Here is a 24,199-nt window from a genome sequence, read left to right as displayed (position 1 = left end):
ATCGCTGCTGCCCTTCCCCTCGTGTGAAACCACACGGGCAATCGGGAGCAAGCCGTTGTTTTTGTATGTGCTAATAAAGCACCACCAACGTATAAGACTTTGGTGAGAGGCACAACGAAACGACGCGCCGGATCGCGCAACCATGCGCCGCGGCAAGGGCAACCCCTCGGGATGGGCTCATATTGCATATGAATTGGGAGCAATATAATCACATCAGAACTGATTTTAATTCTCTTTTACATAAATCAGGCATATTGATACTCTCTATATCAACTTTGGTTAGTAGCTCGTAATAACTTTCTACATCTTTTTTTTCGAGCTCGAACTTAACTTCTTTGCTTATGTATAATGCAGTAAACCTTGAACAGCCTAAAGCCATAATGTTAAGCGTATCTTTATTACACGAACCAAATTCCATATATATGTGATATGGTTCTATGTTTTCTGCAAGCTCCTTTTTATTTAAATCCATACATACTTTATTCAACACATCACTATAGGCTGAAAAAAACTTAACCGCATTAAATCTAATATCTTTATCCAGGATACTTAAGTAATCTCTAATAATCTGAGAAACTTCTTTACTAGGGCTTTTTTCTTTATGATACGCTACTTGGTTACTTAAAATTTGTCTCAGGGGCTGTTCAGTAATCCAATATTGTGCAGCCCGACTTAGTAGATTTATATATCCTTGTGTTATATTCCAACCCAACACATCTTTAAAAACAATCATTATGTTTTTTAGCCTTGCTATAAAACCAACCTCATAAGGGCGCAATGGTATATAATCTTCAATACATTCTGCTTCTAAAAGAAAACCATACAACTTCTGAAGATTATCAGGCCTTATGCTTCTATTTTTTTGAATTATATCTTCTGGTAAGAGAATTTTCAGCTCCGATACTTTTTGTATGGTTGTATCCAAAACTTTCGAATTCTCTTCTGTTCGATATTGCTCTAACTCGTGCTTATTTTTTGGCCAATGATAATCTTGATAAATTTTACTAAATACTGCTTCAGCTTGCTCCAAATCACTTTTATTCAGGGAGTCTTCATCTAATAAGCTCTGTATTATTTTCCCTCCATCCTCCATGAGGAGATCGACCGAAGGTTTAATTGTTTGTAATCTTAAACCTCGATAGGAACTTTCTTGCCATTTATTCGGTCTTAAACACCATATATTCCCTTGAAATTCTTTTAAGAGCCTTCCAGCACGTCCAGATAGATTTAAAAAGTCCGAGCGTGACATAGGTTTATCGCCCGACTTTGGGCTTTCTATCAATATATGCTTAGTAGGAAGATTAACACCCTGTAATAAAGTACTAGTACAACAAAGAAACTTTATTTCACCAGACCTAAACAAATTCTCAACCCCAGCTCTTACTATGGATGGCATCTTACCGTAATGAAAGCCGGCCCCACCTTTTAAACAATCTATAAGTGGATACTCCGGATGGATCTCCTTGTACAAAAAATCAATAAATGAACTGACATTCTCTGTTAGTATGTATTTATTCCTCATGCTTATTTCTTTGGCCACCTTCTCAGCATCAGATGGGCCATTGGAAAAAACCACTATAGACTCATCTTCCTTAACAATATTTAAAGCAAGATTTGCCTTTTGTGTTGGTTTTTTATTTCTTAAATGAAAGTCAATATCTCTAACTCCTAATGCTACAGTCGCATCATTAACCAACAAATCGAATTCTACTTTTTTACCATTACCTTGAACTTCTTTTACGAGTATTACGTTTTGTAGAACTGGTGAGACTTCCTCTACAAAAGAATAGCCGGTACTAGTTGCATTTATACACTCGAAGTATATATCGGGGTTATTTATTAACGGACTACAAAATAAAACTTTAACATTATTGTATTTGAAAACCAAATATTCTATAGCACTCTGAAGTAATATTCCTCGCTTACCTTTCTGTATCTCATGGGCTTCATCAACAATCAACAAATCAATAGGACTAGCTTTAGGTTCTATTTCGCTAAGATAATTTATCAACCTCTCCTGAGTAAAAACATATACTACCCCTCTATCGGAATTATTCAGCTCATGTGCAAATGGAGCAGTTCTGACTTTTACTCCTGAAATAGAATAATCATTTAGAGATATTCTAATTCTATCCGAAACTTCAGATATCAATGCCCTTGTAGGTACAACATATACAATACGCTGGTTTAATTTTTCTTTTAAAGCAGTTACCAGCCCTAAGCTAAGGATAAACGATTTACCAGCTGAAGTAGGTGCTGAAACACTTAAATACTTTCTCTTTTTTAATTCGCTGTAAAACTTACTTTGAAAATCGGTTAATCGTATTTCTTCTGAATCAATGAAAATAGTATTTTCTACTTCTCGACCTAAACGCTCTAACATCAACATACTAGTTGATCTTACTAACTTATTAGATGCTCTATCTTCAAGTAGCTTACGACCAGGGAAATTACCCAATCTAGAAAAAATCATTCCTATAGCTTGAGTAAGATCATATTTGGCACTAACATTTACATCAATTAACCTAACCGCTATTTCATAACATAAGCTCTTATCAATATCTTTATCGGATAAAGACAAAACAGATGCATACCTTAACAGCTGTTTGAACTCCATCTCATTTATTTCTGGAGTAGAACCAGGTTGTTTACCGAAGAGCTGACTAGAAACGCTGCAGACTCTCAGTTTTTCTAAAGTAGTATCTTTTACCATGCTTTACCCCAAAGCTTTATTAAAAGCGTTTCTAAAATCTTTCACTGAAGGAAAAGGTAAGAAAAAAATCTCAAATACGAGAGATTTCTTATCAAACTTGACTAACTCTTCTCTTAAGTGATGTATAACTTTTTCTATATCTGCCAAGTATCTGTCTTTAAATTTGGCGTTATCATCTAACATAACCTGATCTATGTGGCTCTTATAGCCATCATAATCAAATCCTATCAAAACAGCATGATTAACTCTTACATTTGGCCCCGGGTTGTTATTTACAAACAGTGACTTAATTTCTTCCTTAATTTTTTCATCCGCATATTTAAAGTGCTTTGTAACCATACAAAATTCATGTTGAGCCATACCAATATCATGAAAACCACTAACACTAGCTAAAGCTGACTTTAAAGCTTGATTAACATTTTGGTATAACTTTGCCTCGCCAAAATAAAAATCTACTATATTTAGGTCTGAATTCCATCTAGCATGTATGCCATCAGAACCTTTAACTTCATCTTTATGATTGGTTTTCAACTCCATCTTGGATACTATTTGTGGGGCTCCTAGAACAGCTTCAAGTAAAAAGAAAAGTAATATCTCTCCAGCTTCGCCGCTTTTATCATCAACACCTGTACTTATATCAGGTCGCCTAAACAAACTTCGTGCTTCTTTAACTAAAAGTGCATACTGGCTATTTGTTATAGCTTCTTCAGTGTTTTTAGAGGAAAGACAATAATCTATAATATACGAGTATAAAACATCAGCTAAGGCTGTCACCATAGGCACATTGTTCCCATCAAACTTCAAACTATTTAATCTGATAGTGGTTTTAATAGAATCTATAGTGTAATCATGTTCAAAGCTATCAACACAATTTACAAAGTCATCTATTTTTATCGCCAAATTGTCAGATATATTTTTCACACTATCCATAGCTTAAAACCTCCATCAACAAAACTTAATCACTAAAACTAAATCCTATCGGAGAAATACAGCCATGAGGAAGTTACCAACCTTAAACTAAACTTTATATTAGACCATAAAGCAGAACTTTCATAATATCAGTCAATTATTGTGCACTACTGCTCAAAAAGCACCATTTCAGTGCACAAGATACCTTCATTCCTGTATCCCCACCCCACCCTCAAAAACAACTCATTGATTTCATTATATTATTTTCTCCTTGGAATAATCTTCGCAGGTGTAGCCCTGAGGCACCGATAGGCATACAACAATCGAAAATCTACACCAATGGAGCGCTAGGGTTCCGGTGACTGGCTTATGGCCGTCACGACTGGTCCGAGAGCACTCGACCTCCAGCTGGGGGTTACACGGCGGGACAAAAGCCCGGGAGACGCAACGCCTGAAAAGGTCGGCGCCTCTCACTTTTTCCGCCGGAGATAACGACAATGACCCAGCCCACTCGCCTTTCCCCGTCTACGACTTCCCCCTCGGATGCCAGCGCCCAGGTGTCATCCGCTGCTGTCTCATCTGCTTCAGCTACCGTTTCCCGAAACGCTTCCAGACGTGCTGCGCTGGCCGGCGCTCTGCTGCTTGGCGCATCGCTGAGCCCGCAGGCCATGGCGCAGGATTCCTTCAGCGTGTGCTGGTCGGTGTATGCCGGCTGGATGCCGTGGGAATACGCGGACACCCAGGGCATCGTCGACAAGTGGGCCAAGAAGTACGACATCAACATCGATGTGGTGCAGGTCAACGATTACGTCGAGTCCATCAATCAGTACACCTCCGGCAATGTCGATGGCTGCGCCATGACCAACATGGACGCCCTCACCCTCCCCGCCGCCAGCAGCGTCGATTCCACCGCGCTGATTCTGGGTGACTACTCCGATGGCAATGATGGCGTGATGATACGCGACGGTGATTCCATCGAGTCCCTGAAGGACCGTGAGGTCAATCTGGTGCAGTTCAGTGTCTCCCACTACCTGCTGGCACGCGCGCTGGACAGCGTCGGCATGAGCGAGCGCGACCTCACCACCACCAATACCGGCGATGCCGATATCGTCGCGCTGGCCAGCAACCCGGATACCCAGGCCGTGGTCACCTGGAACCCGCAGCTCGCCACCCTCAAGGACATGCCCGGCTATACCGAAGTCTTCAACTCCAGCGACATTCCCGGCGAGATTCTCGACCTGATGGTCGTCAACACCCAGACGCTGAAGGACAACCCGGACTTCGGCCATGCGCTGGTCGGTGCCTGGTATGAGGTGATGGAGAAGATGAAGGCTGGCGATGAAGCGGCGCTCTCCCAGATGGCCGATGCCGCCGGCACCGACCTCGCCGGCTATCAGTCCCAGCTGGCCGCGACCCACATGTATTACACCCCCGCCGAGGCCGTGGCCGCCTTCAATGCGCCGAGCCTCAAGGACACCATGCAGCACATCGCCGACTTCAGCTTCGCACAGGGGCTGCTGGGCGAAGGCGCGCCGGATGCCGGCTTCATCGGTATCGAAACGCCTGCCGGCATCGTCGGCAATGAGGGCAACGTGATGCTGCGCTTCGACCCGAGCTACACCGCCGCACTGGCCGACAGCCAGTAACGCCACGCGGTGGATGCCGCACACCAGCCGCAGGAAAGCTGTCTCTGTGGCTGGTGAACCGATCGCCTCCCTCGACCGCACCCTCGTTCGCACCCGTGGAGCCCGCGCATGAAACGCCTGATCAATCTGACACCCTCCCGTGGTGGCCGCTGGCTGCTCGGCGGCCTGCCCTTCGCGCTGCTGGCCATCCTCTACATCGTGCAGTCCAACCAGCGACTGCTCGACAACCCCAACGACCGCCTGCTGCCGTCCTTCGCGTCCATGGGCGAGTCCTTCGCCAAGCTGGCCACCGAGGTCAACGTGCGCACCGGTGACCTGCCGCTGTGGACTGACACCTTCGCCAGTCTCGAACGCCTGCTGGCCGGCGTGCTGATAAGTGCGCTGATCGGCCTGAGCGTCGGCCTGCTCACCGGCGGCCTGCCGCTGCTGCGCGCCAAGCTGTCACCGCTGATCACCGTGCTGTCCCTGATTCCGCCGATGGCGATCCTGCCGATCCTGTTCATCGCCTTCGGGACGGGTGAGCTGGCCAAGATCGCGCTGATCGTCATCGGCATCACGCCCTTCCTGATTCGCGACCTGCAGAATCAGGCCCTGCGCCTGCCCGATGAGCAGCTGATCAAGGCCCAGACGCTGGGCGCCAGCTCCTGGCAGGTGCTGACCCGCGTGCTGCTGCCCCAGTTGACCCCGCGCCTTCTGAGCGCCACGCGCCTGGCACTCGGCAGTGCCTGGCTGTTCCTGATCGCCGCGGAAGCCATCGCCGCCCAGGACGGCCTCGGCTATCGCATCTTCCTGGTGCGCCGCTATCTGGCGATGGACGTCATCCTGCCCTACGTGGCCTGGATCACGCTGCTGGCCTTCCTGCTCGACCGTCTGCTGGTGCTCGTCTCGACCCGCGCCTTCCCCTGGTACCACGCTGAGGAGAGCCAATCATGAGCCTGATCCACGCCAAGGGTCTCGAGAAGCATTACGGCCAGCAGGTCGTGCTGGAACGCATGAACCTGACCGTCGAGGCCGGAGAATTCATCACCCTGGTCGGCGCCTCCGGCTGCGGCAAGACCACCTTCCTCAAGCTGCTGCTGGGCACCGAGGGCGTCTCGCGCGGTGAGCTGCTGCTCGATGGCAAGCCCATCCCCGCCGAGCCGGGGCCGGACCGCGGCATCGTCTTTCAGAAGTATTCCGTCTTCCCGCACCTCACGGTGCTCGGCAACGTGATCATGGCCGAGGAGCTGGCGCGCGCCCCGCTGACCGGCAAGCTGTTCGGTGCCAAACGTCGCGAGGCACGGGTCGCCGCCGAGAAACGTCTGGCAGAAGTCGGCCTGTCCCATGCGCTGGACAAGTACCCGCATGAGCTGTCCGGCGGCATGCAGCAGCGCCTCGCCATCGCCCAGGCGCTGATGATGAAGCCGCGCATCCTCTTGCTGGATGAGCCCTTCGGCGCACTGGACCCGGGCATCCGCAAGGACATGCACCAGCTCATCCTGCGTCTGTGGGAAGAGCAGCAGCTGACCATCTTCATGATCACCCACGACCTGAAGGAAGCGTTCGAGCTGGGCTCACGCGTCTGGGTGTTCGACAAGGTGCGTGTCGACCCGCAAGCCCCGCAGGCCTATGGCTCGACCATCACCTACGACCTGCCCACCGAGCGCAGCAAGGCCAAGGCGTCGTCTCAGCAGCCGGGCTCTGGCCAGCAGGGCGCTGTCCAAACGGGCGCTGACCAACCGACGCCCAAGCACGAAGCGCTGACGACACCAGCCCACTCCGTTTCCCAAGCCACTCTCACCGGAGGCCAATTCAATGAACATACCGCTTGATGCCGCAACCACCGCCCGCGCCAGCTTTACCGCCAAGTATCAGACGCATCTGCCCGGCGGCCATCACTGGTCGATGCGCATGCCGCGTGGCAGCGCACTCAAGCTGACCGCGAGCGAGGCCAACGCCAATGTCGGCCTGGTGATGTACAACCCGCTGGATCTGCTTGAGCGCCTCAATCTGCCGGATACCCTCAAGGGTCAGCACACCTTTCGCCTCACCGAAGGGCACTGCCTGTATTCCGACATGGGCCGCATCTTCGCCTCCATCATCCAGGACGATCTGGGCTGGCATGACAGCGCCAGCGGCAACCTGATGGAGCAGCACTTCGCCGCCAAGGGATGGCACAAGAAGGCCTATCAGCAAGCCTTCAATGACTTCACGCCCAGCGGCCACGACAGCCTGCTGATCGAGATGGCCAAGTACGGACTGGGCGAGCGCGACCTGTGCGCCAACCTCAACCTGTTCTCCCGCGTGCGCGCCGATGAAGAGGCCAATCTCCACTACGTCACCGACCACTGCGCCGCCGGCGACAGCGTCACCCTGCGCTTCGAGATGGACACCCTCGTCATGCTGCACACCTGTCCGCACCCGCTGGACCCCGCCGAGGACTATCCGCTGCGCGGCGTTGATCTGACCTTCGGAACGGCCACGGCCATGGATGAGCACGACGCCTGCTACCTGTCGCGCCCCGAGAACGCCCGTGCCTTCGCCAACAATCAGCTCTATCACCTGGCGGGCTGAGGCGCCCCTCGACAGCAGACGGACGCCACGCCGACTGGCTAGTGGCAACTGGAAACGACGCCCCAGATGACAAGGACAAAGGACAATCCCATGTGCACCTCGACACTTGAACACCCCCATGCCCACACCCCGGCCACGACGGACGGCGCCCCGCTGAGCTACGCCGACCCCGCACAGCAGCCGCGCGAGCTTGAGCGCACCATCGAGGCCGGCGATCACTTCATCGGCCTGGTGCGCGCCGGCCAGCACCTGCGTATCACCGACCTGCACGGCAATCAGGCCGCCGACACGCTGTTCTTCTCGGCCGACGATACCGCCGAGCGCTACAGCGCGATGGACACCGTGCGCGAGCAGGGCAAGGTCTACCTGACCACCGGCACGGTGCTCTACTCCACACGTGGCCGGGCGCTGCTGACCATCACCGGCGATACCTGTGGCCGGCATGACACCCTGGGTGGCGCCTGTTCCAGCGAGTCCAACACCGTGCGTTACGACCTGGAAAAGCGTCACATGCACTCCTGTCGTGACAACTGGATGCTGGCCATCGCCCGCTACCCGAAGTACGACCTGACCAAGCGCGACATCGGCCACAACATCAACTTCTTCATGAACGTGCCGGTCACCGCCGATGGCGGCCTGAGCTTCGAGGACGGCCTGTCCGCCCCGGGCAAGTACGTCGAGATGGTCGCCGAGCGTGACGTCTACGTGCTGCTCTCCAACTGCCCGCAGCTCAACAACCCCTGCAATGGCTACGACCCGACACCGGTCGCCATCCGCATCAGCGACTCGCCCTTGGGCTGATCGGCCGAGCTGATCTGCCAAGCTGAGCCGCCGCGCTGACAGCGACGCTTTCGAACACGCATACGACAAGAAACGGCCGAGCCACACCTGACGATGTCATCTCTCTTGCATCACTCGTCAGCTCCCAAGGCTCTGCCCGGCTACCGGACGACCGGCAGCTCACAGTTTGAAGGCGGGACGACCCGCCGCCGGAAGGATGACTCCGTCATGTTCCACAAGGTCCTGATTGCCAACCGTGGCGCCATCGCCACCCGAATCCAGCGCACGCTGCGTGCCCTCGGTGTCCAGAGCGTCGCCGTCTACGCAGAAGCCGATCGTGAATCCCCCTTCGTGCGCGAGGCCGATGACGCCTACAGCCTCGGTGAAGGTGCCGCCGCCGAGACCTATCTCGACATCGACAAGCTGATCGCCATCGCCCGCGAGAGTGGCGCCCAGGCCGTGCACCCGGGCTATGGTTTCCTGTCCGAGAACACCCGCTTCATCCAGGCCTGTGACGCCGCTGGCCTGGTCTTCCTCGGCCCGACCGTCGAGCAGATCCACGCCTTCGGCCTCAAGCACGAAGCGCGCACCATCGCCGAGAATGCCGGTGTGCCGCTGGTACCCGGTACCGGCCTGCTGGACGACGTCGAGAGCGCACTGAGCGAGGCCGCCCGTATCGGCTATCCGGTGATGCTCAAGTCCACCGCCGGCGGCGGCGGCATCGGCATGCAGGTGTGTGAGGATGACGCCTCCCTCAGTCGCGCCTTCGATTCGGTCAAGGGTCTGGGCGAGCGCAACTTCGGGGATGGCGGCGTCTTCCTGGAGGCGTACATCGCCCGCGCCCGTCACCTGGAAGTGCAGCTGTTCGGGGATGGTGAAGGCACGGTGATCGCTCTGGGCGAGCGCGACTGCTCCAGTCAGCGCCGCCACCAGAAGGTCATCGAGGAATGCCCGGCACCCGACCTGCCCGAGCGCGTTCGCGACGACATGATCGCCACCGCCATCCGCCTGGGCGAAGCCGTCAATTACCGCAGTGCCGGTACCGTCGAATTCATCTATGACGCCGAGCGTCAGGCCTTCTACTTCCTGGAGGTCAACACGCGCCTGCAGGTCGAGCACGGTGTCACGGAGCTGGTGTGGAACGTGGACATCGTCGACTGGATGCTCAAGCTGGGCGCCGGTGAACTGGGCAACCTGCGCGAGCTGGTCGCGCCGTTGACGCCCCGCGGCCACGCCATGCAGGCACGCGTCTATGCCGAGAATCCGCAGCACGATTTCCGCCCTTCCAGCGGCCTGCTCACCGAGGTGGAGTTCGCCAATGACGCCGTGACCGCCGCCCTCGCCGAGGACAGCCAGCTGCGGGTGGATCACTCCATCGAGGCCGGGTTCGAGGTCCCGGCGTGGTTCGACCCGATGCTGGCCAAGGTGATGGTGCACGCCCCGACCCGCGAGCAGGCACGCGGCGATCTCTCTAGGGCACTGGCCGCCTCTCGCCTCTACGGCATCGAGACCAACCGTCAGTGGCTGTCGCACCTGCTGGAAGACCCGCGCTTCCGCAATGTCGAGATCTATACCCGCTGGCTGGAAGGCCTCGAGTGGGCCGCACCGACCTTTGAAGTGATCGTCCCCGGTACCCTGACCACCGTGCAGGACATGCCGGGTCGCCAGGGGCACTGGGATGTGGGCGTGCCGCCCTCCGGCCCCTTCGATGACTACGCCTTCCGTCTCGGCAATGCGCTGCTGGGCAACGCGGCCGATGCCGCAGGTCTCGAGATCACCCTCAATGGCCCGACGCTGCACTTCCACCGCGCCACGCGCGTGGTGCTGGCCGGTGCGCCGCTGCCCGCCACGCTGTCCGTTTCAGCACCTGTAGCCGGCTCCGATGACACCGCGACTCACGATCTTGCCCTGTGGCAGGTGCATGAGATCGCCGCTGGCAGCACCCTGAACCTGGGCAAGGTCGCCGCCGGCGCGCGCAGCTATCTGCTGATCGCCGGTGGCATCGACTGCCCGCAGTATCTGGGCTCGCGCGCGACCTTCACCCTGGGCCAGTTCGGCGGCCATGCCGGACGCGCCCTGCGCAGTGGCGACACCCTGCCGCTGGCTGATCTCGCCGAGTGCCCCCAGCCCGCCCTGACCCGGCTGCCCGAGGCGCTGATCCCGCAGGGCGCTGGCATTATCGACAATGAGCAAGGCAAGACCTCAGGTCGCGAATGGCAGATCGGCGTGCTCTACGGCCCGCACGGTGCGCCGGACTTCTTCACCGAAGACGACATCAGCACCTTCTTCGGCCACCGCTGGGAAGTGCATTACAACTCCAGCCGCACCGGCGTGCGCCTGATCGGCCCGCGTCCGCAGTGGGCGCGTGCCGATGGTGGCGAGGCCGGTCTGCACCCTTCCAACATTCACGACAACGCCTACGCCTTCGGCACCATCGACTTCACCGGCGACATGCCGGTCATCCTCGGCCCGGACGGCCCTTCACTGGGCGGCTTCGTATGTCCGGCCACCGTGGTGCGCGCGGAACGCTGGAAGCTGGGCCAGCTGGCCGCCGGCGACCGCATCCGTTTCGTCGCGCTGACTCTGGATGAGGCCCGCGCCATCGAGGTGCAGCAGGACGCCGTGATCGCCGCCCTCGCCAATGGCAAGCTCGACACTCTGGAACAGCGCCTGACAGAGACCAGCGGCGCCACGCTGAGCGGCATTGCCACGCTGAACGATATCGCCGAGCAACGTCCGCGCCCCGATGACTCGCCGGTGCTCAAGCGCCTGAGCACCGAGCAAGGCGGCGAGCAGATCGTCTATCGCCGCGCCGGGGATGACTTCCTGCTGATCGAATTCGGCCAGATGGAGCTGGATATCGCGCTGCGCTTTCGCGCCCATGCCTGGATGCTGTGGCTGAAGGAGCATCCGCTGCCCGGCCTGATGGAGATGACACCGGGCATCCGCTCGCTGCAGCTGCATTACGATCCGCGCAAGCTTGCCCTCGCCACACTGATGACGCACCTCGAACAGGCGGAAGTCGCGCTCAAGGATGTCGAGGACATCGAGATCGAGGCGCGCACCGTACACCTGCCGCTGTCCTGGGATGACCCGGCGTGTCAGCAGGCCATCGACAAGTACCAACGCTCGGTGCGCCCGGACGCCCCCTGGTGCCCGAGCAATCTGGAATTCATTCGCCGCATCAATGGCCTCGCCGATGAGGCGGCGGTACGCGAGACGGTGCTCAACGCCCGCTATCTGGTGATGGGCCTCGGCGATGTGTATCTGGGTGCGCCGGTGGCAACGCCGCTGGACCCGCGCCAGCGCCTGGTAACCACCAAGTACAACCCGGCACGCACCTGGACCGCCGAGAACTCGGTGGGCATCGGTGGCGCCTATCTGTGCGTCTACGGCATGGAAGGTCCGGGCGGCTATCAGTTCGTCGGCCGCACGCTGCAGATGTGGAATCGCTATCGCCGCACCGAACACTTCACCAGCCCGTGGCTGCTGCGCGTGTTCGATCAGCTGCGCTTCCACCCGGTCAGCCATGAGGCGCTCGAGCAGATCCGTCGTGATCATCCCCAAGGGCGTTATGACCTGAAGATCGAGAAGACGCGCTTTCGCCTCGCCGATTACCAGGCGCAGATCGCCGAGCATCAGGCCGAGACCGATGCCTTCCGTGAACGTCGTCAGGCCGCCTTCCAGCAGGAAATCGACGACTGGCATGCACGCGGCCAGTTCACCTTCGAGGATCAGATCAACGAAGTGCAGGAAGCCGACAGCCTGAGCGATGACGAGCTGGGCATCGAGACGCCGGTCACCGGCAGCCTGTGGAAGCTGGAGGTCGCCGAGGGCGATCTCGTCGAGGCCGGCCAGGTGGTGGCGCTGGTCGAGTCGATGAAGATGGAAGTCGAGATTCGCACCCACACCGCAGGCCGTGTCGTTCGCCTGCCGATCAAGGAAGGCAGCGGTGTCGCCCCCGGCCAGCCGCTGATCGTGCTGTCGACCGCCGTGGAAACCACGGATCCCGCTGATGCCAGCGCACCAGACAACGCCCAATCGACCCTGTCTTCCGAGGAGACGCTGTGATGATGACCCATACCCCGCACAACCTGAGCATCACGGCGCTGAGCAAGGCCTATCAGGCCGGTGAGATGACGCCACGCCAGCTGGTGAATGAACTGCTGACCGCACAACCCGAGCAAGACGCCGCCTGGATCACCCGCCTGAGTGCACAGCAGCTGGAACCCTATCTGGCGCGTCTGGACGCCGTGGCGCCCGAGTCACTGCCGCTCTACGGCATCCCCTTCGCGATCAAGGACAACATCGATCTCGCCGGCATCACCACCACCGCCGGTTGCCCGGAGTTCGCCTATACGCCAGACGATGATGCCTTCGTGGTCAAGAAGCTGATCGCGGCAGGCGCGATCCCGATGGGCAAGACCAATCTGGATCAGTTCGCCACCGGCCTGGTCGGTGAGCGCGCCCTGCCGGTCTACGGCACTCCGGCTAATGCCTTCGACCCCGCCTATGTGCCGGGCGGTTCCAGCAGTGGCTCCGCCGTCGTTACCGCCCAGGGCCAGGTCAGCTTCGCGCTGGGCACGGACACGGCGGGCTCCGGCCGTGTGCCGGCCTGTTTCAACAATCTGGTCGGCGTGAAGCCGACCCTCGGCCTGCTCAGCGCGGGCGGCGTGGTCCCGGCCTGCGCGACCCTGGATACCATCTCGATCTTCGCGCTGGGCTGTGATGATGCCGCGCGCGTGCTGTCCGTCACCGCACAGTTCGATGCCGATAACCGCTGGGCGCGCGAGCATGACTTCGCCGTTCACGGCCAGGCCTATGGTGTGCTGCCGGACCTTACCGGCCTGCGTATCGGCGTGCCGCCGCGTACCCAGTGGCACACCGACGCCGATTACAGCGGCTACATGGAAGCGGCAATTCGTCAGTGCAAGGCACTGGGAGCCGAGCTGGTCGAGCTGGATTGCAGCCCGCTACTGGCCGCCGCGCGTCTGCTGTATGAAGGCCCGTGGGTGGCAGAGCGCTATCACGCGGTGCGTGAACTGATCGAGCGCAACCCCGAGGCCCTGCATCCGGTGACGCGCGAGATCACCCTCGGCGGTGCCACGCCGCTGGCGGTGGATGCCTTCGATGCGCGCTATCAGCTGGCCGAATATCGCCGTCAGGCAGATGCCCTGCTCGCGCAGGTGGATGTGATGCTGGCCCCGACCACGCCGCGCCTGCCCACCAAGGCGGAGCTTGCCGAGGCGCCGATTGCGGTCAATTCGGAGCTGGGCACCTGGACCAACTTCATGAACCTGCTGGACCTGAGCGCACTGGCCGTACCGGTCGGCTTCAACAGCCAGGGCCTGCCCGGCGGCGTGACACTGTTCGCGCCCGCCTTTGAAGACCTGCAACTGCTCAGCATCGCCCGGCTGCTCGAAAAGGAATTTGCGCTGCCGCTGGGCGCCAGCGCCGTTGCTCGTCCCCAGGCACGTCTCGCCGACAGCGATCTGCCGATGGCGCAGAATGGCCGACTCGAGATCGCCGTCTGTGGCGCACACCTCAGTGGCATGCCGCTCAATCATCAGCTCACCCAGCGCGATGCCCGTCTGGTCGCCCGCACTCACAGCGCACCGAGCTACCGCCTCTATCAACTGGATGACGCGACACCCGCCAAACCGGCCATGCTGCGTGCGCCAGAGGGTGGTACCAGCATCGCGCTGGAAGTCTGGTCACTGCCCATTGCCAGTGTCGGCAGCTTCCTCGCTGGCATCCCCTTCCCGCTGGGTCTGGGTCAGATCGAGCTCGAAGACGGCCGCTGGGTCGCGGGCTTCATCTGCTCGGTCTCCGCTGACAGCGGCCTACCGATGACGGACATCAGCGAGTACGGCGGCTGGAAGGCGTGGGTGGAGCGCGAGTGAGCTCGCCATAACACCTGATTCGCCCTCCCTGAGCCGATCCCCTGAGCTGAGAGCTTCACTGGTCTGTATCTCTGGATCGGAGGCGACATTCCAACGACGTAAGCCCTGAAATGAAACGCCCCGCAACCGGAGAAACGGTCGCGGGGCGTTTCAGTATGACGCTTGCGTGCGTGGCCTGAAGGTATCGAACGCGCGGCCCGAATATGAGGCTCGTACATGTCAGCGGGTAGCGGTTCTGTCCTGACACATGACCAGCCCCATCGCCCGATAGCACCACGCCGGGCTCATGAAGTTCCCCGAAATTTTCATTCTTGGCATCCCGCAAAGCGAGTCTGGCATTTCGCAAAACAAAAGTGCCGCCAGCGGGTAAATAATAATGATTATTATAAACAATCAGGGAACGCAATCTTGGCTCACTCACTCCGCCGTCCAGGTTTTACACGCTCGCCACTCGCTATCTCCATCGCCCTCGCGACGTCCTCACTCCTCAGCGCCACCGCCTTCGCGGACGAGACGCAAAAACTGGAGTCGATGACCATCGTCGGCGAAGCACAAACCGGCACTACAGAAGAGACACAGGCGTACACGGTCGGCTCCAGCACCAGCGCCAATGGCCTGACGCTGTCACCGCGCGAGACACCTCAGTCTGTCAGCTTTCTGACCCGCCAGCAGATGGACGACGAGGCGCTGACCAGCACCACGGAAGCCGTCAATCGCCTGCCGGGGGTGTCTTCCAATCGTCTCGATGGCACACGCGCCAGCTTCCAGTCTCGCGGCTATACCATCCGCAACTTCCAGTTCGATGGTCAGCAGAGCAACACCAGCGGCTTCTGGCCCTTCGGCGACGCCGAGTGGGATACCGCCATCTACGATCGTGTCGAAGTCGTCCGCGGCGCCACCGGCCTGATGACTGGCGTGGGCGACCCGTCCGCCACCGTCAACTTCGTGCGCAAGAAGCCGCTGGATGAAGCCGCCGCCAGCGTGACCGGTGCCGTGGGTAGCTGGGACCGCCGCCGCGGAGTAGTGGATGTCAGCACGCCTCTGGATGACGCCGGCAAGGTCGGCGTACGCTTCGTGGCCGCCAAGGACCGTTCCGACAGCTTCATGGATGATGTCGAGAACGATCGCGAGACGTTGTATGGCGTGATCGCCGCGGAAGTGACACCGGACACCGAGCTGAACGTCGGCGTCGAATATCAGCGCTACGACCAGGACGGCGCCTATCTGGGCGTGCCGCTCTACTACACCGATGGCACGCGCACCGACTTCGATCAGTCAGTCGCCAACAATACCGAATGGGCGCACTTCTTCACCGAAAACACGCGTGGCTTCGCGGACCTTACCCACTACTTCGCCAATGGCTGGAAAGCCACGGCAGCCTACAGCCATGGCGATGCCAACTACGGGCTGACCTACAACTACCGCGGCGGTTACGTGGATCGTGACAACGGCATCCTCTACTACGACAGCAATCGACAGTATCCGACCACCTCCTATCTGGTCGACTATCGCGGTGATCGCACCCAGAAGAACCTCAACCTGAGCGCCGAGGGCCCCTTCAAGCTGTTCGGTCGCGAGCATCAGCTGGGCTTCGGCTACATGCAGCTCAAGGAAGAATACGAGATCTGGAGTCGCACCCCGGCCGGCAGTGTACCCGCGCTGGGCAGCTTCACTGATCGTGACGACCCGGCACTGGCCGAGCCCGAATGGGGCGAGTGGGGCCTGACGGACGACACCGAGACCCAGCAGGAAGGCTTCTACGCTGTCACGCGTTTCTCGCTGGCAGACCCCGTGCACCTGATCCTCGGTGCCCGCCTGACGGATTGGGAGATCGACCAGGACTATCGCGGTGAGCGCAGCTATGAGTACAACGACGAGTTCACGCCCTATGCCGGCCTGATCGTCGATATCACCGACAACCTCACCGCCTACACGAGCTATACGCAGATCTTCAACACCCAGAGTGAGCGTGCCCCCGATGGCGCCCTGCTCGATCCGCTGGAAGGCACCAGCTATGAAGCGGGCCTGAAGGCCGAGCTGTTCAATGACCGCGCAGACGTGTCCTTCGCCGTCTTCCGCAGCGAGCAGGACAATCTGGCTGTCGAGATTCCGGGCGTCTATGTCGACGGCACCACCGATCAGGCCTACACCGAGTCCGACGGCGCCGTGGTCGAGGGCTTCGAGCTGGAAGTGGCCGGTGAAGTCGCGCCGGGCATCAATCTCTCCGCCAGCTACGCACTGGTGGATGCCGAGGATTCCGATGGCACCCAGCTCAATACCAGCTATCCGCGCCAGCAGGCCAAGGTCTATGCCACCTGGCAGCTGCCCGGCGACTGGTCACGCCTGACTCTGGGCGCCGGCGGCACCTGGCAGGGCGATACCTATCGCAATGCCGACACGCCTACCGGTAGCGAGAAGGTCGGCCAGGGCGATGTCTTCCTCGCCAACGCCATGGCGCGCTATCGCTTCAATGACAACTTCAGCACCCAGCTCAACGTGTCCAACCTCTTCGATGAGGAGTACTACACGCAGCAGGGCTTCTACAGCCAGTACCTGTACGGCGCGCCGCGTAGTGCGTTGCTGAGCATGACCTACGACTTCTGAGTCGAGCATTTCCTGTACGAACCTTCTCTGTATCCGACGACCAGACAGGCCCTCACCGACAGGGTCTGTCTGGTCTCATCTTGATGGCGGTATCCACCGCGACACGATCACAAAAGGATTCTCCCTTGCGACGCACGCGACTTTCCTGCGCCATTGGCCTGGCCGTCATGGCCACTTGTTTCATGCCTGCCGCCCAGGCACACGAGTCACACTCTTCACAGGCTGACACCCATACCTCCTCGCTTGTCTCAGATGTCACCGAGACAACGGCTCAGTATCCACTCACCATCCAGCATGCTTTCGGCACCACCGTCATCGAGAAGAAGCCCCGACGTATCGCCACCGTCGCCTGGGCCAATCATGAAGTGCCGTTGGCACTGGGCGTCGTGCCGGTGGGCTTCCCCCGTCAGGCATTCGGAGATGATGATGGCGACGGCATGATGCCGTGGGTCAAGGCACGACTGGACGAACTGGGGGGTGACGCCGCCAATCTGTATGACGAAGGGGATGGCATCGACTTCGAGGCCGTGGCCGCGAGCGAGCCGGACGTGATTCTCGCCGCCTATTCCGGACTCAGCGAGGCCGACTACAACACCCTGAGCAAGATCGCTCCTGTCGTGGCTCGTCCGGGCCCGCGCTGGTCTTCCAGCTGGCGTGACATGATTCGCCTCGACAGTGCCGGCATGGGCATGGCCGCCGAGGGCGAAGCGCTGATCGAGCGTCTTGAGACGCAGGTTGCCGAGAATGTCGCAAGTCACCCGGAGATCCAGGGCAAGTCGATCATCGTGATCAGCCATATCGACCCGACCAATCTGAGCCGCATCGCCTTCTACAACGACAACGATGCCCGGGTGCGTTTCTTCCACGAACTGGGCATGGTCTCGCCACAGTTCGTCACCGAGACCGCCGTCGATGGCCGCTTTGCCGGTCAGATCAGTGCAGAACGCCTCGATGAGCTGGCCGATGTCGATATCGTGCTGACCTATGGCGGCCAGGCACTGGTTGACCGCCTCAACGAGCACCTGCTGACCTCACGCCTGCCGGCCATCCAGCAGGACGCCGTGGTGTTACTGGAAAACGGCCCGATGGGCACGGCCGCCAACCCCACCCCCCTCTCGATTCCCTGGGTACTCGACGATTATGTTGACCTGTTGTCCATCGCCGCCAACAAGGCCGACTGATCTCACCGGGCGCGCCGCTTCCCGCAAGCGGCGCTGGCTGGGGACGCTGGGACTGGTGCTGGCGTTGGGCGCTGTCATGACGTTGTCAGTGATGTTCGGCGCGCGGGCAACGAGCTGGTCCGATATCACCGGGCTGCTGGATGGCTCTCTCGATACGATGGCGGAGGCGGCTGTCGCCAGCCGCCTGCCACGCACGCTGCTGGCCATCATGGCCGGTGCGGCACTGGGCGTTTCAGGAGCGGCCATGCAGGGATTGACCCGCAACCCGTTGGCAGACCCGGGGCTACTTGGCGTGAATGCCGGTGCCGCTCTGGCAGTGGTGATCGGCATCGCCTGGTTCGGCATCGAGCTGGCCAGCGACTATCTATGGCTGGCCATTTTCGGGGCAGGCGTGAGCGCCGTGGTGGTCTATCTGATCGCCAGCCTCGGCCGAGGTGGCGCCACCCCGTTGAGATTGGCGCTATCCGGTGCCGTCGTGTCAGCAGCACTGAGTTCCTTGACCTCTGCCATCATCCTTCCGCGTGCCGACATCGGAGGCTTGATCCAGTCGTGGCTGATCGGTGGCGTGGGTGGCGCGACGCTGGATCAGATCACGCCTGCCCTGCCCTTCGTGATCAGCGGCCTGCTGATCTGCGGGCTTTCAGCACGCAAGCTGAACATGCTCGCGCTCGGTGATGACATGGCCAGCGGGCTCGGCGAGCGAGTCGCTCTTGTCCGCCTCATGGCGGCGCTGGGGGCGATTCTACTCTGCGGCGGCATCACCGCCGTATGTGGTCCCATCGCCTTTGTCGGCCTTGTCGTGCCGCATGTCTGCCGTCTGGTGGTCGGCAGTGATTACCGCTGGGTGGTTCCGCTGTCGGCGCTGGCCGGGGCGCTGTTGTTGACGTCGGCCGATATCGCGGGCCGGCTGATCGCCCGCCCTGCCGAACTCGATGTCGGCATCATGACAGCGCTGGTTGGCGCCCCCGTGTTTCTCTGGATCGTACGTCGCCACAAGGTGAAATCACTGTGACTGCCTTTTCTTCTCGTCGCTCTTCCCAGCCTGAGGATGAGACGGCGCAGCATGTGATGCACGCATCGCTTGATGACCCTCACCGGCCCCACCTGACGCCCATGCGCCCACGCGCCCACTGCGGCCACCGGGAGATGCGGGTACTGCGTAAATCTCGCCAGGATGCCAGAAGGCGCAAATCCTGGTGCCTGTTCGCGGTCCTGGTGACGGCCTTCAGCCTCACTCTGGTACAAGGCCAAAGCTTTATCTCCCCACTGACGGTACTGCGTGTGCTGTGGGGCGAGCCGGTTGCAGGTGCAAGCTTCATCGTGGGCGAGCTGCGCCTGCCTCGCGCGCTGGTCGCGGTGCTGGCAGGTGGCTGTTTTGGTCTGGGCGGAGCCGCCTTCCAGAGTCTACTGCGCAACCCGCTGGCGAGCCCGGACATCATCGGCATCAGTGCCGGTGCCAGCGCTGCTGCGGTCTTCGCCATCGTGATGCTGTCGCTGAGTGGCACTGCCGTATCAGTGATCGCGGTACTGGCAGCGTTGGGCGTCGCGGGCTTGATCTACGCATTGTCATGGCGCAATGGCGTGGCCGGTGCACGCCTGATTCTGGTAGGCATCGGGCTGGGCGCCATGCTGCAGAGCATCACCGCCTATGTATTGACCCAGGCACCCAGCTGGTCACTTCAGGAGGCCCTGCGCTGGATGACGGGCAGTCTCAACAGCGTGACCATGAGCCAGGTGGTGCCGCTGGGTAGCGTGTTTGGCCTGCTGGGGGGCATCCTGTTGCTGCTGAGCCGGAATCTGGAAGTCCTGCGCATGGGCGATGACATGGCATCCGGACTGGGTGTGCGGCTATCCATGACACGCCTGGGCATCATCATTTCCGCTGTCGGCCTGGTGGCCTGCGCAACTGCCATAGCTGGCCCGGTCGCCTTCGTGGCCTTCCTGAGCGGCCCTGTCGCGACACGACTGTTTCACCATCAGGGTTCCGTATTGGTGCCAGCAGCGATGATCGGTGCGCTCTTGATGCTGGTCGCAGACTTCATCGGACAATTTCTGCTCCCGGCCCGCTATCCAGTGGGCGTGGTGACCGGTGTGCTCGGTGCGCCCTTCCTGCTCTATCTCGTGATTCGTGAAAACCAGCGCGGAGCTTCCTCATGACGCAGCCTTCTTCCTGCACTTCAGGCCTTGGCGTGACAGACCTCGCGGCTGGCTATGCCGAACGTCCGGTGCTTTCCGGTATCGATCTCGACATCGCGCCAGGCAAGACAACGGCCATCGTGGGTGCAAATGCCTGCGGCAAGTCGACGTTGCTACGCACGCTCTCACGGCTACTGACGCCCGCCCGCGGCGAGGTCCTGCTGGACGGCAAGTCGATCCATCGCCTGCCGGCCCGCCAGCTGGCACAGCGATTGGGCTTGCTGTCTCAATCACCGATCGCGCCGGAAGGCATCACGGTGCTCGACCTCGTCAGTCGAGGGCGTCACCCCCATCAAAAGCTGTTCCAGCGCTGGCGTCATGAGGACGATAGCGCCGTGCTGGAAGCCCTCAACGCCACGGATACCGCCTCATTGGCGGAGCGCCCGGTGGATGAGCTCTCCGGCGGGCAGCGCCAACGCGTCTGGATCGCCATGGCCCTCGCTCAACAGACCGACATCCTGTTGCTTGATGAGCCGACCACCTTTCTCGACATCAATCATCAGGTGGAAGTGCTTGACCTGCTGACGGACCTCAACCATGCCAGAGGCACGACCATCGTGATGGTGCTGCACGAACTGAACCTGGCGGCACGCTATGCCGATGTGCTGATCGCACTATCCGAGGGCCGCATCTACGCCCACGGCAGCCCCGAGACAGTCCTGACGCGCGAGATGGTGAAAGACGTTTTCGGCATGCAGAGTCACATCTCGCCCGACCCCGTCACCGGCAAGCCGATGATGACGCCACTGGGCAGGCATGGGCTGACACCTCGCGCTCCCGTTCTGGAGTAAATCCTGCCATTCGATGCGCAATAGACGCGAAAACCCCGCTACCGGTGACCCGGTAGCGGGGTTCTTCATGGAGCCTGAACTCGCCCGATCTACTTCTTGAGACTGTCGATCAGCAGCTCAGCGACACCTTCGGAAGACATGGGATTCTGACCGGTGATGATCAGGCCATCCTGAATCGCGAAGGAGGTGAAATCGGCCTTCTTCTCATAGATGCCGCCTTTCTGCTGCAGGGCATCTTCGACCAGGAACGGCACGACATTGGTGAGGCCGACACCTTCTTCTTCGCCATTGGTGAAGCCGGTGACACGCACGCCATCCACGAAGGGAGTGCCATCAGGCTTGCGGGCGTTCAGCAGCACTGCCGGGGCGTGGCAGACGGAGCTGACCGGCTTGCCGGCCGCATGGAACTGCTCGATCAGACGGATGGAATCCGCGTCGTTGGTGAGATCCCATAGCGGGCCGTGGCCACCCGGGTAGAAGATGGCGTCGAAGTCTTCGACCTTCATGTCTGCCAGCACGGCGGTGGTGGCGAGGTCCTGCTTGGCCGCCTCATCCTGATCGAAACGACGCGTGGCGTCGGTCTGGAAGTCCTCGGCCTCACTGGCCGGGTCCAGCGGCGGCTGACCACCCTTGGGAGAGGCCAGCGTCACCTCGATACCGGCGTCCTTCATGACGTAGTAGGGAGCCGCCAGCTCTTCCAGCCAGAAGCCTGTCTTCTTGCCCGTGTCACCCAGCGTATCGTGGGATGTCACTACCACCAGAACCTTGCTCATGATGCTCTCCTTTACGTGCGGGATAGTCCGCAACGGTAATCGTGTGAAACATGTCGTCGGCGAATCGCTCGCCCCGTGTTGAGTCCACCTTACTGATCTCATCACCATCGTCACAATCGATAGTCCGGATAGCCACTATCACTGAGATAAATAGTGCACATTCCTCTCAGCTCAAGATGGTCATGCACATCAATTGTGGAAAATCAGTTGTGAAGCGCCTGCCGTACTGAATCACCAGGTCGGCATCAGATGCACTTCGCGGATATTGGCACGCGGCGAGGCGCTGATGGCGTAGAGCACGGCATCGGCCACGTCCTGCGGGTCCAGCTTGTCCGGCTTGGGCTGATCGAAGAAGGCGGTATTGACCATACCCGGGGTAATGGTGGTGCAGCGACCTTGCCACTCGGCCATTTCCATCGCCAGGTTCTGGCCGAAGCCGTAGGCGAACCACTTGCTCGAACTGTAGATGGAGCCCGCATGGTTGGCGCGACCGGCCACGGAACTGGTGAGGATGAAGTGGCCCTTGCGCTCTCTCAGGTGCGGCAGGGTCGCATGGGCGGTCCACAGCAGCGCATTGATGTTGATGTCGATGACTCGCCTCCACTCCTCGGGATCGCCATTCTCGGTGCCAGCCTGGCTGACGCCGGTACCGGCATTGGCGAACGCCACATCCAGACGGCCATGATGCGCGACGGCCTGTTCGACGACCTTGGCGAGCTGATCGTAGTCCGTCGCATCCGCGGCGATCGCCAGCACCTTGTCGCTGCCCAGCTCCTCGACCAGCGCATCGAGGCGCTCCTTGCGGCGGGCGGTCGCAACGACCTTGTGCCCGGCCTTGACCAGGGTACGTGCGGTGGCCTCGCCGATACCGCTGGAGGCACCGGTGATCAGTACGATCTTTTCCCCTTGGGCTTCGGTCTGCTTCACATCACTCATCGGTCGCTCCTGTGGGTCGCATGAATCACTCGTTCTGTTGTGATGGTCAGCCTATCGCCTGCACTTGCCATCGTGATAATCGATAGTACAGATAGCTGCTATCATCCAGACAAATAGTGCTCACTCGCCCGAGTGCAGCCGAGACACTCCGCGACATTCCGCCAGCTCTGGTAGTCATCATGAAGCTCAACTACGACCTCAACCTCCTGCGCACCTTCCATGCGCTGTATCTCGAGCAGAACGTCACCCGCGCCGGCGAGCGCCTGCACCTGAGTCAGCCCTCGGTGAGTGCGGCGCTCTCCAGGCTGCGCGAACTGTTCAATGACCCGCTGTTCATCCGCGACCGTCAGCGCATGCGCCCCACCGAGAAAGCCGATCACCTGTTCCCGACCATCGAGGCGGCGCTGACCGATCTCGATGGCCTGATCAACAGCGAGCGACACTTCGACCACACCACCGAGAACCGTCACTTCGAGATCGCCGCCAACGACTACTTCGAAGTGCTGATATTGCCGCAACTGGCGACGATCCTGCGTGAACAGGCACCGGGCATCACCATTCAGGTACGCCGCCTCTCGCAGGACATGAGCGAAGCCGGCGTGATGAGCGGCACGACGGACCTCGCTTTCGGGCGTCAGGTCGACCCGCCCGAGAATCTGGTGGTCAGGGAAGTGATCACGGAAGGCATCGACTGCCTGGTGGGCAATGGCCATCCTTTGCTGGAGCGTCTGGATGGCGAGGGCCGCATGAGCAAGGCGGACTTCGAGCAGCACGCCCATGTGCTGGTTCAGCCGCATACCCGCCTGAAAAGTGGCATCTTCAAGCAACTCGAGGGCCAGGGGCTCAAGCGTGAGGTGGCCCTGGCGGTCACCTACTTCATGGCCGTGCCTTCCCTGCTGGAACGCTCGCCGCTGATCGCGAGCCTGCCCACCGGACTATGCCAGCATTTCTGTCGCCAGTTCGCCGTCACCCGTGTGGCGCCACCCGTGGCCTTCGCCTCCTTCCCCTTCCATCTGAGCTGGCATCGCCGCTATCAGAAGGACCCGGCGCACCGCTGGATCCGCGAGCAGATCATCAAGTGCTGTCAGCGTCTGGCAGAGGGTCAACAGGTCCTGGCCTGAGCCACTGGTACGCGAACGCAAGCCCTCGGAACGAAAACGGCCCCTCACCATCCAGTGAGGGGCCGTTCTTTTCATGCCACAGGTCATGCCACA

General features: G+C 59.2%; 17 protein-coding genes and 1 riboswitch. Of the genes, 13 read left to right on the top strand and 4 right to left on the bottom strand.

Features of this window, described 5'->3' with window-relative positions; translation table 11 throughout:
• Nucleotides 1–208: 208 nt before the first annotated feature.
• Complete coding sequence (locus CLAM6_RS07010) at nt 209–2,713, bottom strand: DEAD/DEAH box helicase (protein ID WP_153635542.1); 2,505 nt, start codon at nt 2,711–2,713, stop codon at nt 209–211.
• Nucleotides 2,714–2,716: 3 nt separating this feature from the next.
• Entirely contained in the window at nt 2,717–3,643 is a 927-nt protein-coding gene (locus tag CLAM6_RS07005; RefSeq protein WP_153635541.1) for a HamA C-terminal domain-containing protein, read from the bottom strand.
• A gap of 315 nt (nt 3,644–3,958) precedes the next feature.
• Nucleotides 3,959–4,066: riboswitch (guanidine-I (ykkC/yxkD leader) on the top strand.
• Between the two features lie 224 nt (nt 4,067–4,290).
• Here CLAM6_RS07005 and CLAM6_RS07000 point away from each other — a divergent pair.
• The 12 genes from CLAM6_RS07000 to CLAM6_RS06945 all read left to right on the top strand — a co-directional run bounded on the left by CLAM6_RS07000 (nt 4,291) and on the right by CLAM6_RS06945 (nt 21,276).
• Nucleotides 4,291–5,268: a putative urea ABC transporter substrate-binding protein gene (locus CLAM6_RS07000; RefSeq protein ID WP_242007767.1), complete on the top strand. Its 978-nt coding sequence runs from the start codon at nt 4,291–4,293 to the stop codon at nt 5,266–5,268.
• Between the two features lie 108 nt (nt 5,269–5,376).
• Entirely contained in the window at nt 5,377–6,201 is an 825-nt protein-coding gene (locus tag CLAM6_RS06995; protein WP_077371317.1) for an ABC transporter permease, read from the top strand.
• Entirely contained in the window at nt 6,198–7,079 is an 882-nt protein-coding gene (locus CLAM6_RS06990) for an ABC transporter ATP-binding protein (RefSeq protein ID WP_153635539.1), read from the top strand. The genes CLAM6_RS06995 and CLAM6_RS06990 overlap by 4 nt, the downstream gene beginning before the upstream one ends.
• The gene (locus CLAM6_RS06985) at nt 7,063–7,821 is read left to right on the top strand and encodes an urea amidolyase associated protein UAAP1 (RefSeq protein ID WP_153635538.1); all 759 of its coding nucleotides are present in this window, start codon (nt 7,063–7,065) and stop codon (nt 7,819–7,821) included. The genes CLAM6_RS06990 and CLAM6_RS06985 overlap by 17 nt, the downstream gene beginning before the upstream one ends.
• Nucleotides 7,822–7,911: 90 nt before the next feature.
• Nucleotides 7,912–8,622: an urea amidolyase associated protein UAAP2 gene (locus CLAM6_RS06980; RefSeq protein ID WP_153635537.1), complete on the top strand. Its 711-nt coding sequence runs from the start codon at nt 7,912–7,914 to the stop codon at nt 8,620–8,622.
• Nucleotides 8,623–8,829: 207 nt separating this feature from the next.
• On the top strand, nt 8,830–12,672 hold the full coding sequence (gene uca, locus CLAM6_RS06975) for an urea carboxylase (protein WP_153635536.1): 3,843 nt from the start codon (nt 8,830–8,832) through the stop codon (nt 12,670–12,672).
• Nucleotides 12,672–14,504, top strand: a complete 1,833-nt coding sequence (gene atzF, locus CLAM6_RS06970; RefSeq protein ID WP_242007766.1) for an allophanate hydrolase — start codon at nt 12,672–12,674, stop codon at nt 14,502–14,504. Before uca ends, atzF begins: the two co-directional genes overlap by 1 nt.
• A 408-nt stretch (nt 14,505–14,912) precedes the next feature.
• Nucleotides 14,913–17,108 (top strand): TonB-dependent siderophore receptor, encoded by a 2,196-nt coding sequence (locus CLAM6_RS06965; RefSeq protein ID WP_172978643.1) that lies wholly within the window; start codon nt 14,913–14,915, stop codon nt 17,106–17,108.
• Between the two features lie 182 nt (nt 17,109–17,290).
• Nucleotides 17,291–18,289 carry an iron-siderophore ABC transporter substrate-binding protein gene (locus CLAM6_RS06960; RefSeq protein WP_153636829.1) on the top strand — a complete coding sequence of 333 codons (999 nt, stop codon included), beginning with the start codon at nt 17,291–17,293 and terminating at the stop codon, nt 18,287–18,289.
• Between the two features lie 76 nt (nt 18,290–18,365).
• Nucleotides 18,366–19,301, top strand: a complete 936-nt coding sequence (locus tag CLAM6_RS06955; RefSeq protein WP_242007765.1) for a FecCD family ABC transporter permease — start codon at nt 18,366–18,368, stop codon at nt 19,299–19,301.
• Nucleotides 19,302–19,402: 101 nt separating this feature from the next.
• Nucleotides 19,403–20,446 carry a FecCD family ABC transporter permease gene (locus CLAM6_RS06950; protein ID WP_197738721.1) on the top strand — a complete coding sequence of 348 codons (1,044 nt, stop codon included), beginning with the start codon at nt 19,403–19,405 and terminating at the stop codon, nt 20,444–20,446.
• Entirely contained in the window at nt 20,443–21,276 is an 834-nt protein-coding gene (locus CLAM6_RS06945; RefSeq protein ID WP_153635533.1) for an ABC transporter ATP-binding protein, read from the top strand. Before CLAM6_RS06950 ends, CLAM6_RS06945 begins: the two co-directional genes overlap by 4 nt.
• A gap of 89 nt (nt 21,277–21,365) precedes the next feature.
• Here CLAM6_RS06945 and CLAM6_RS06940 read toward each other — a convergent pair whose 3' ends face one another.
• Both CLAM6_RS06940 and CLAM6_RS06935 read right to left on the bottom strand, forming a co-directional pair.
• A complete protein-coding gene (locus CLAM6_RS06940) occupies nt 21,366–22,049 on the bottom strand; it encodes a type 1 glutamine amidotransferase domain-containing protein (RefSeq protein WP_043332240.1) in 684 nt (227 codons plus the stop codon).
• 231 nt (nt 22,050–22,280) lie between these two features.
• On the bottom strand, nt 22,281–22,985 hold the full coding sequence (locus tag CLAM6_RS06935) for an SDR family oxidoreductase (protein WP_153635532.1): 705 nt from the start codon (nt 22,983–22,985) through the stop codon (nt 22,281–22,283).
• 179 nt (nt 22,986–23,164) lie between these two features.
• On the opposite strand from CLAM6_RS06935, the gene CLAM6_RS06930 reads away from it, so the two are divergent.
• The gene (locus tag CLAM6_RS06930) at nt 23,165–24,106 is read left to right on the top strand and encodes a LysR substrate-binding domain-containing protein (RefSeq protein WP_153635531.1); all 942 of its coding nucleotides are present in this window, start codon (nt 23,165–23,167) and stop codon (nt 24,104–24,106) included.
• Nucleotides 24,107–24,199: the final 93 nt, after the last annotated feature.

Source organism: Cobetia sp. AM6 (assembly GCF_009617955.1).
Taxonomy (GTDB): domain Bacteria; phylum Pseudomonadota; class Gammaproteobacteria; order Pseudomonadales; family Halomonadaceae; genus Cobetia; species Cobetia amphilecti.
Note: the sequence above shows the minus strand (reverse complement) of the source record. Positions and strands in the feature narration are given on the sequence as shown.

Excerpts from the sequence above, each read along its gene's own strand:
- CLAM6_RS06980 (WP_153635537.1), top strand. The coding sequence starts at position 7,912 with ATGTGCACCTCGACACTTGAACACCCCCATGCCCACACCCCGGCCACG.
- CLAM6_RS06930 (WP_153635531.1), top strand. The coding sequence starts at position 23,165 with ATGAAGCTCAACTACGACCTCAACCTCCTGCGCACCTTCCATGCGCTG.
- CLAM6_RS06950 (WP_197738721.1), top strand. The coding sequence starts at position 19,403 with ATGCGCCCACGCGCCCACTGCGGCCACCGGGAGATGCGGGTACTGCGT.
- CLAM6_RS06940 (WP_043332240.1), bottom strand. The coding sequence starts at position 22,049 with ATGAGCAAGGTTCTGGTGGTAGTGACATCCCACGATACGCTGGGTGAC.
- CLAM6_RS07005 (WP_153635541.1), bottom strand. The coding sequence starts at position 3,643 with ATGGATAGTGTGAAAAATATATCTGACAATTTGGCGATAAAAATAGAT.
- CLAM6_RS06995 (WP_077371317.1), top strand. The coding sequence starts at position 5,377 with ATGAAACGCCTGATCAATCTGACACCCTCCCGTGGTGGCCGCTGGCTG.
- CLAM6_RS07000 (WP_242007767.1), top strand. The coding sequence starts at position 4,291 with ATGGCGCAGGATTCCTTCAGCGTGTGCTGGTCGGTGTATGCCGGCTGG.
- atzF (WP_242007766.1), top strand. The coding sequence starts at position 12,672 with ATGATGACCCATACCCCGCACAACCTGAGCATCACGGCGCTGAGCAAG.
- CLAM6_RS07010 (WP_153635542.1), bottom strand. The coding sequence starts at position 2,713 with ATGGTAAAAGATACTACTTTAGAAAAACTGAGAGTCTGCAGCGTTTCT.
- uca (WP_153635536.1), top strand. The coding sequence starts at position 8,830 with ATGTTCCACAAGGTCCTGATTGCCAACCGTGGCGCCATCGCCACCCGA.
- CLAM6_RS06990 (WP_153635539.1), top strand. The coding sequence starts at position 6,198 with ATGAGCCTGATCCACGCCAAGGGTCTCGAGAAGCATTACGGCCAGCAG.
- CLAM6_RS06960 (WP_153636829.1), top strand. The coding sequence starts at position 17,291 with ATGCCTGCCGCCCAGGCACACGAGTCACACTCTTCACAGGCTGACACC.
- CLAM6_RS06945 (WP_153635533.1), top strand. The coding sequence starts at position 20,443 with ATGACGCAGCCTTCTTCCTGCACTTCAGGCCTTGGCGTGACAGACCTC.
- CLAM6_RS06935 (WP_153635532.1), bottom strand. The coding sequence starts at position 22,985 with ATGAGTGATGTGAAGCAGACCGAAGCCCAAGGGGAAAAGATCGTACTG.
- CLAM6_RS06985 (WP_153635538.1), top strand. The coding sequence starts at position 7,063 with ATGAACATACCGCTTGATGCCGCAACCACCGCCCGCGCCAGCTTTACC.
- CLAM6_RS06955 (WP_242007765.1), top strand. The coding sequence starts at position 18,366 with ATGACGTTGTCAGTGATGTTCGGCGCGCGGGCAACGAGCTGGTCCGAT.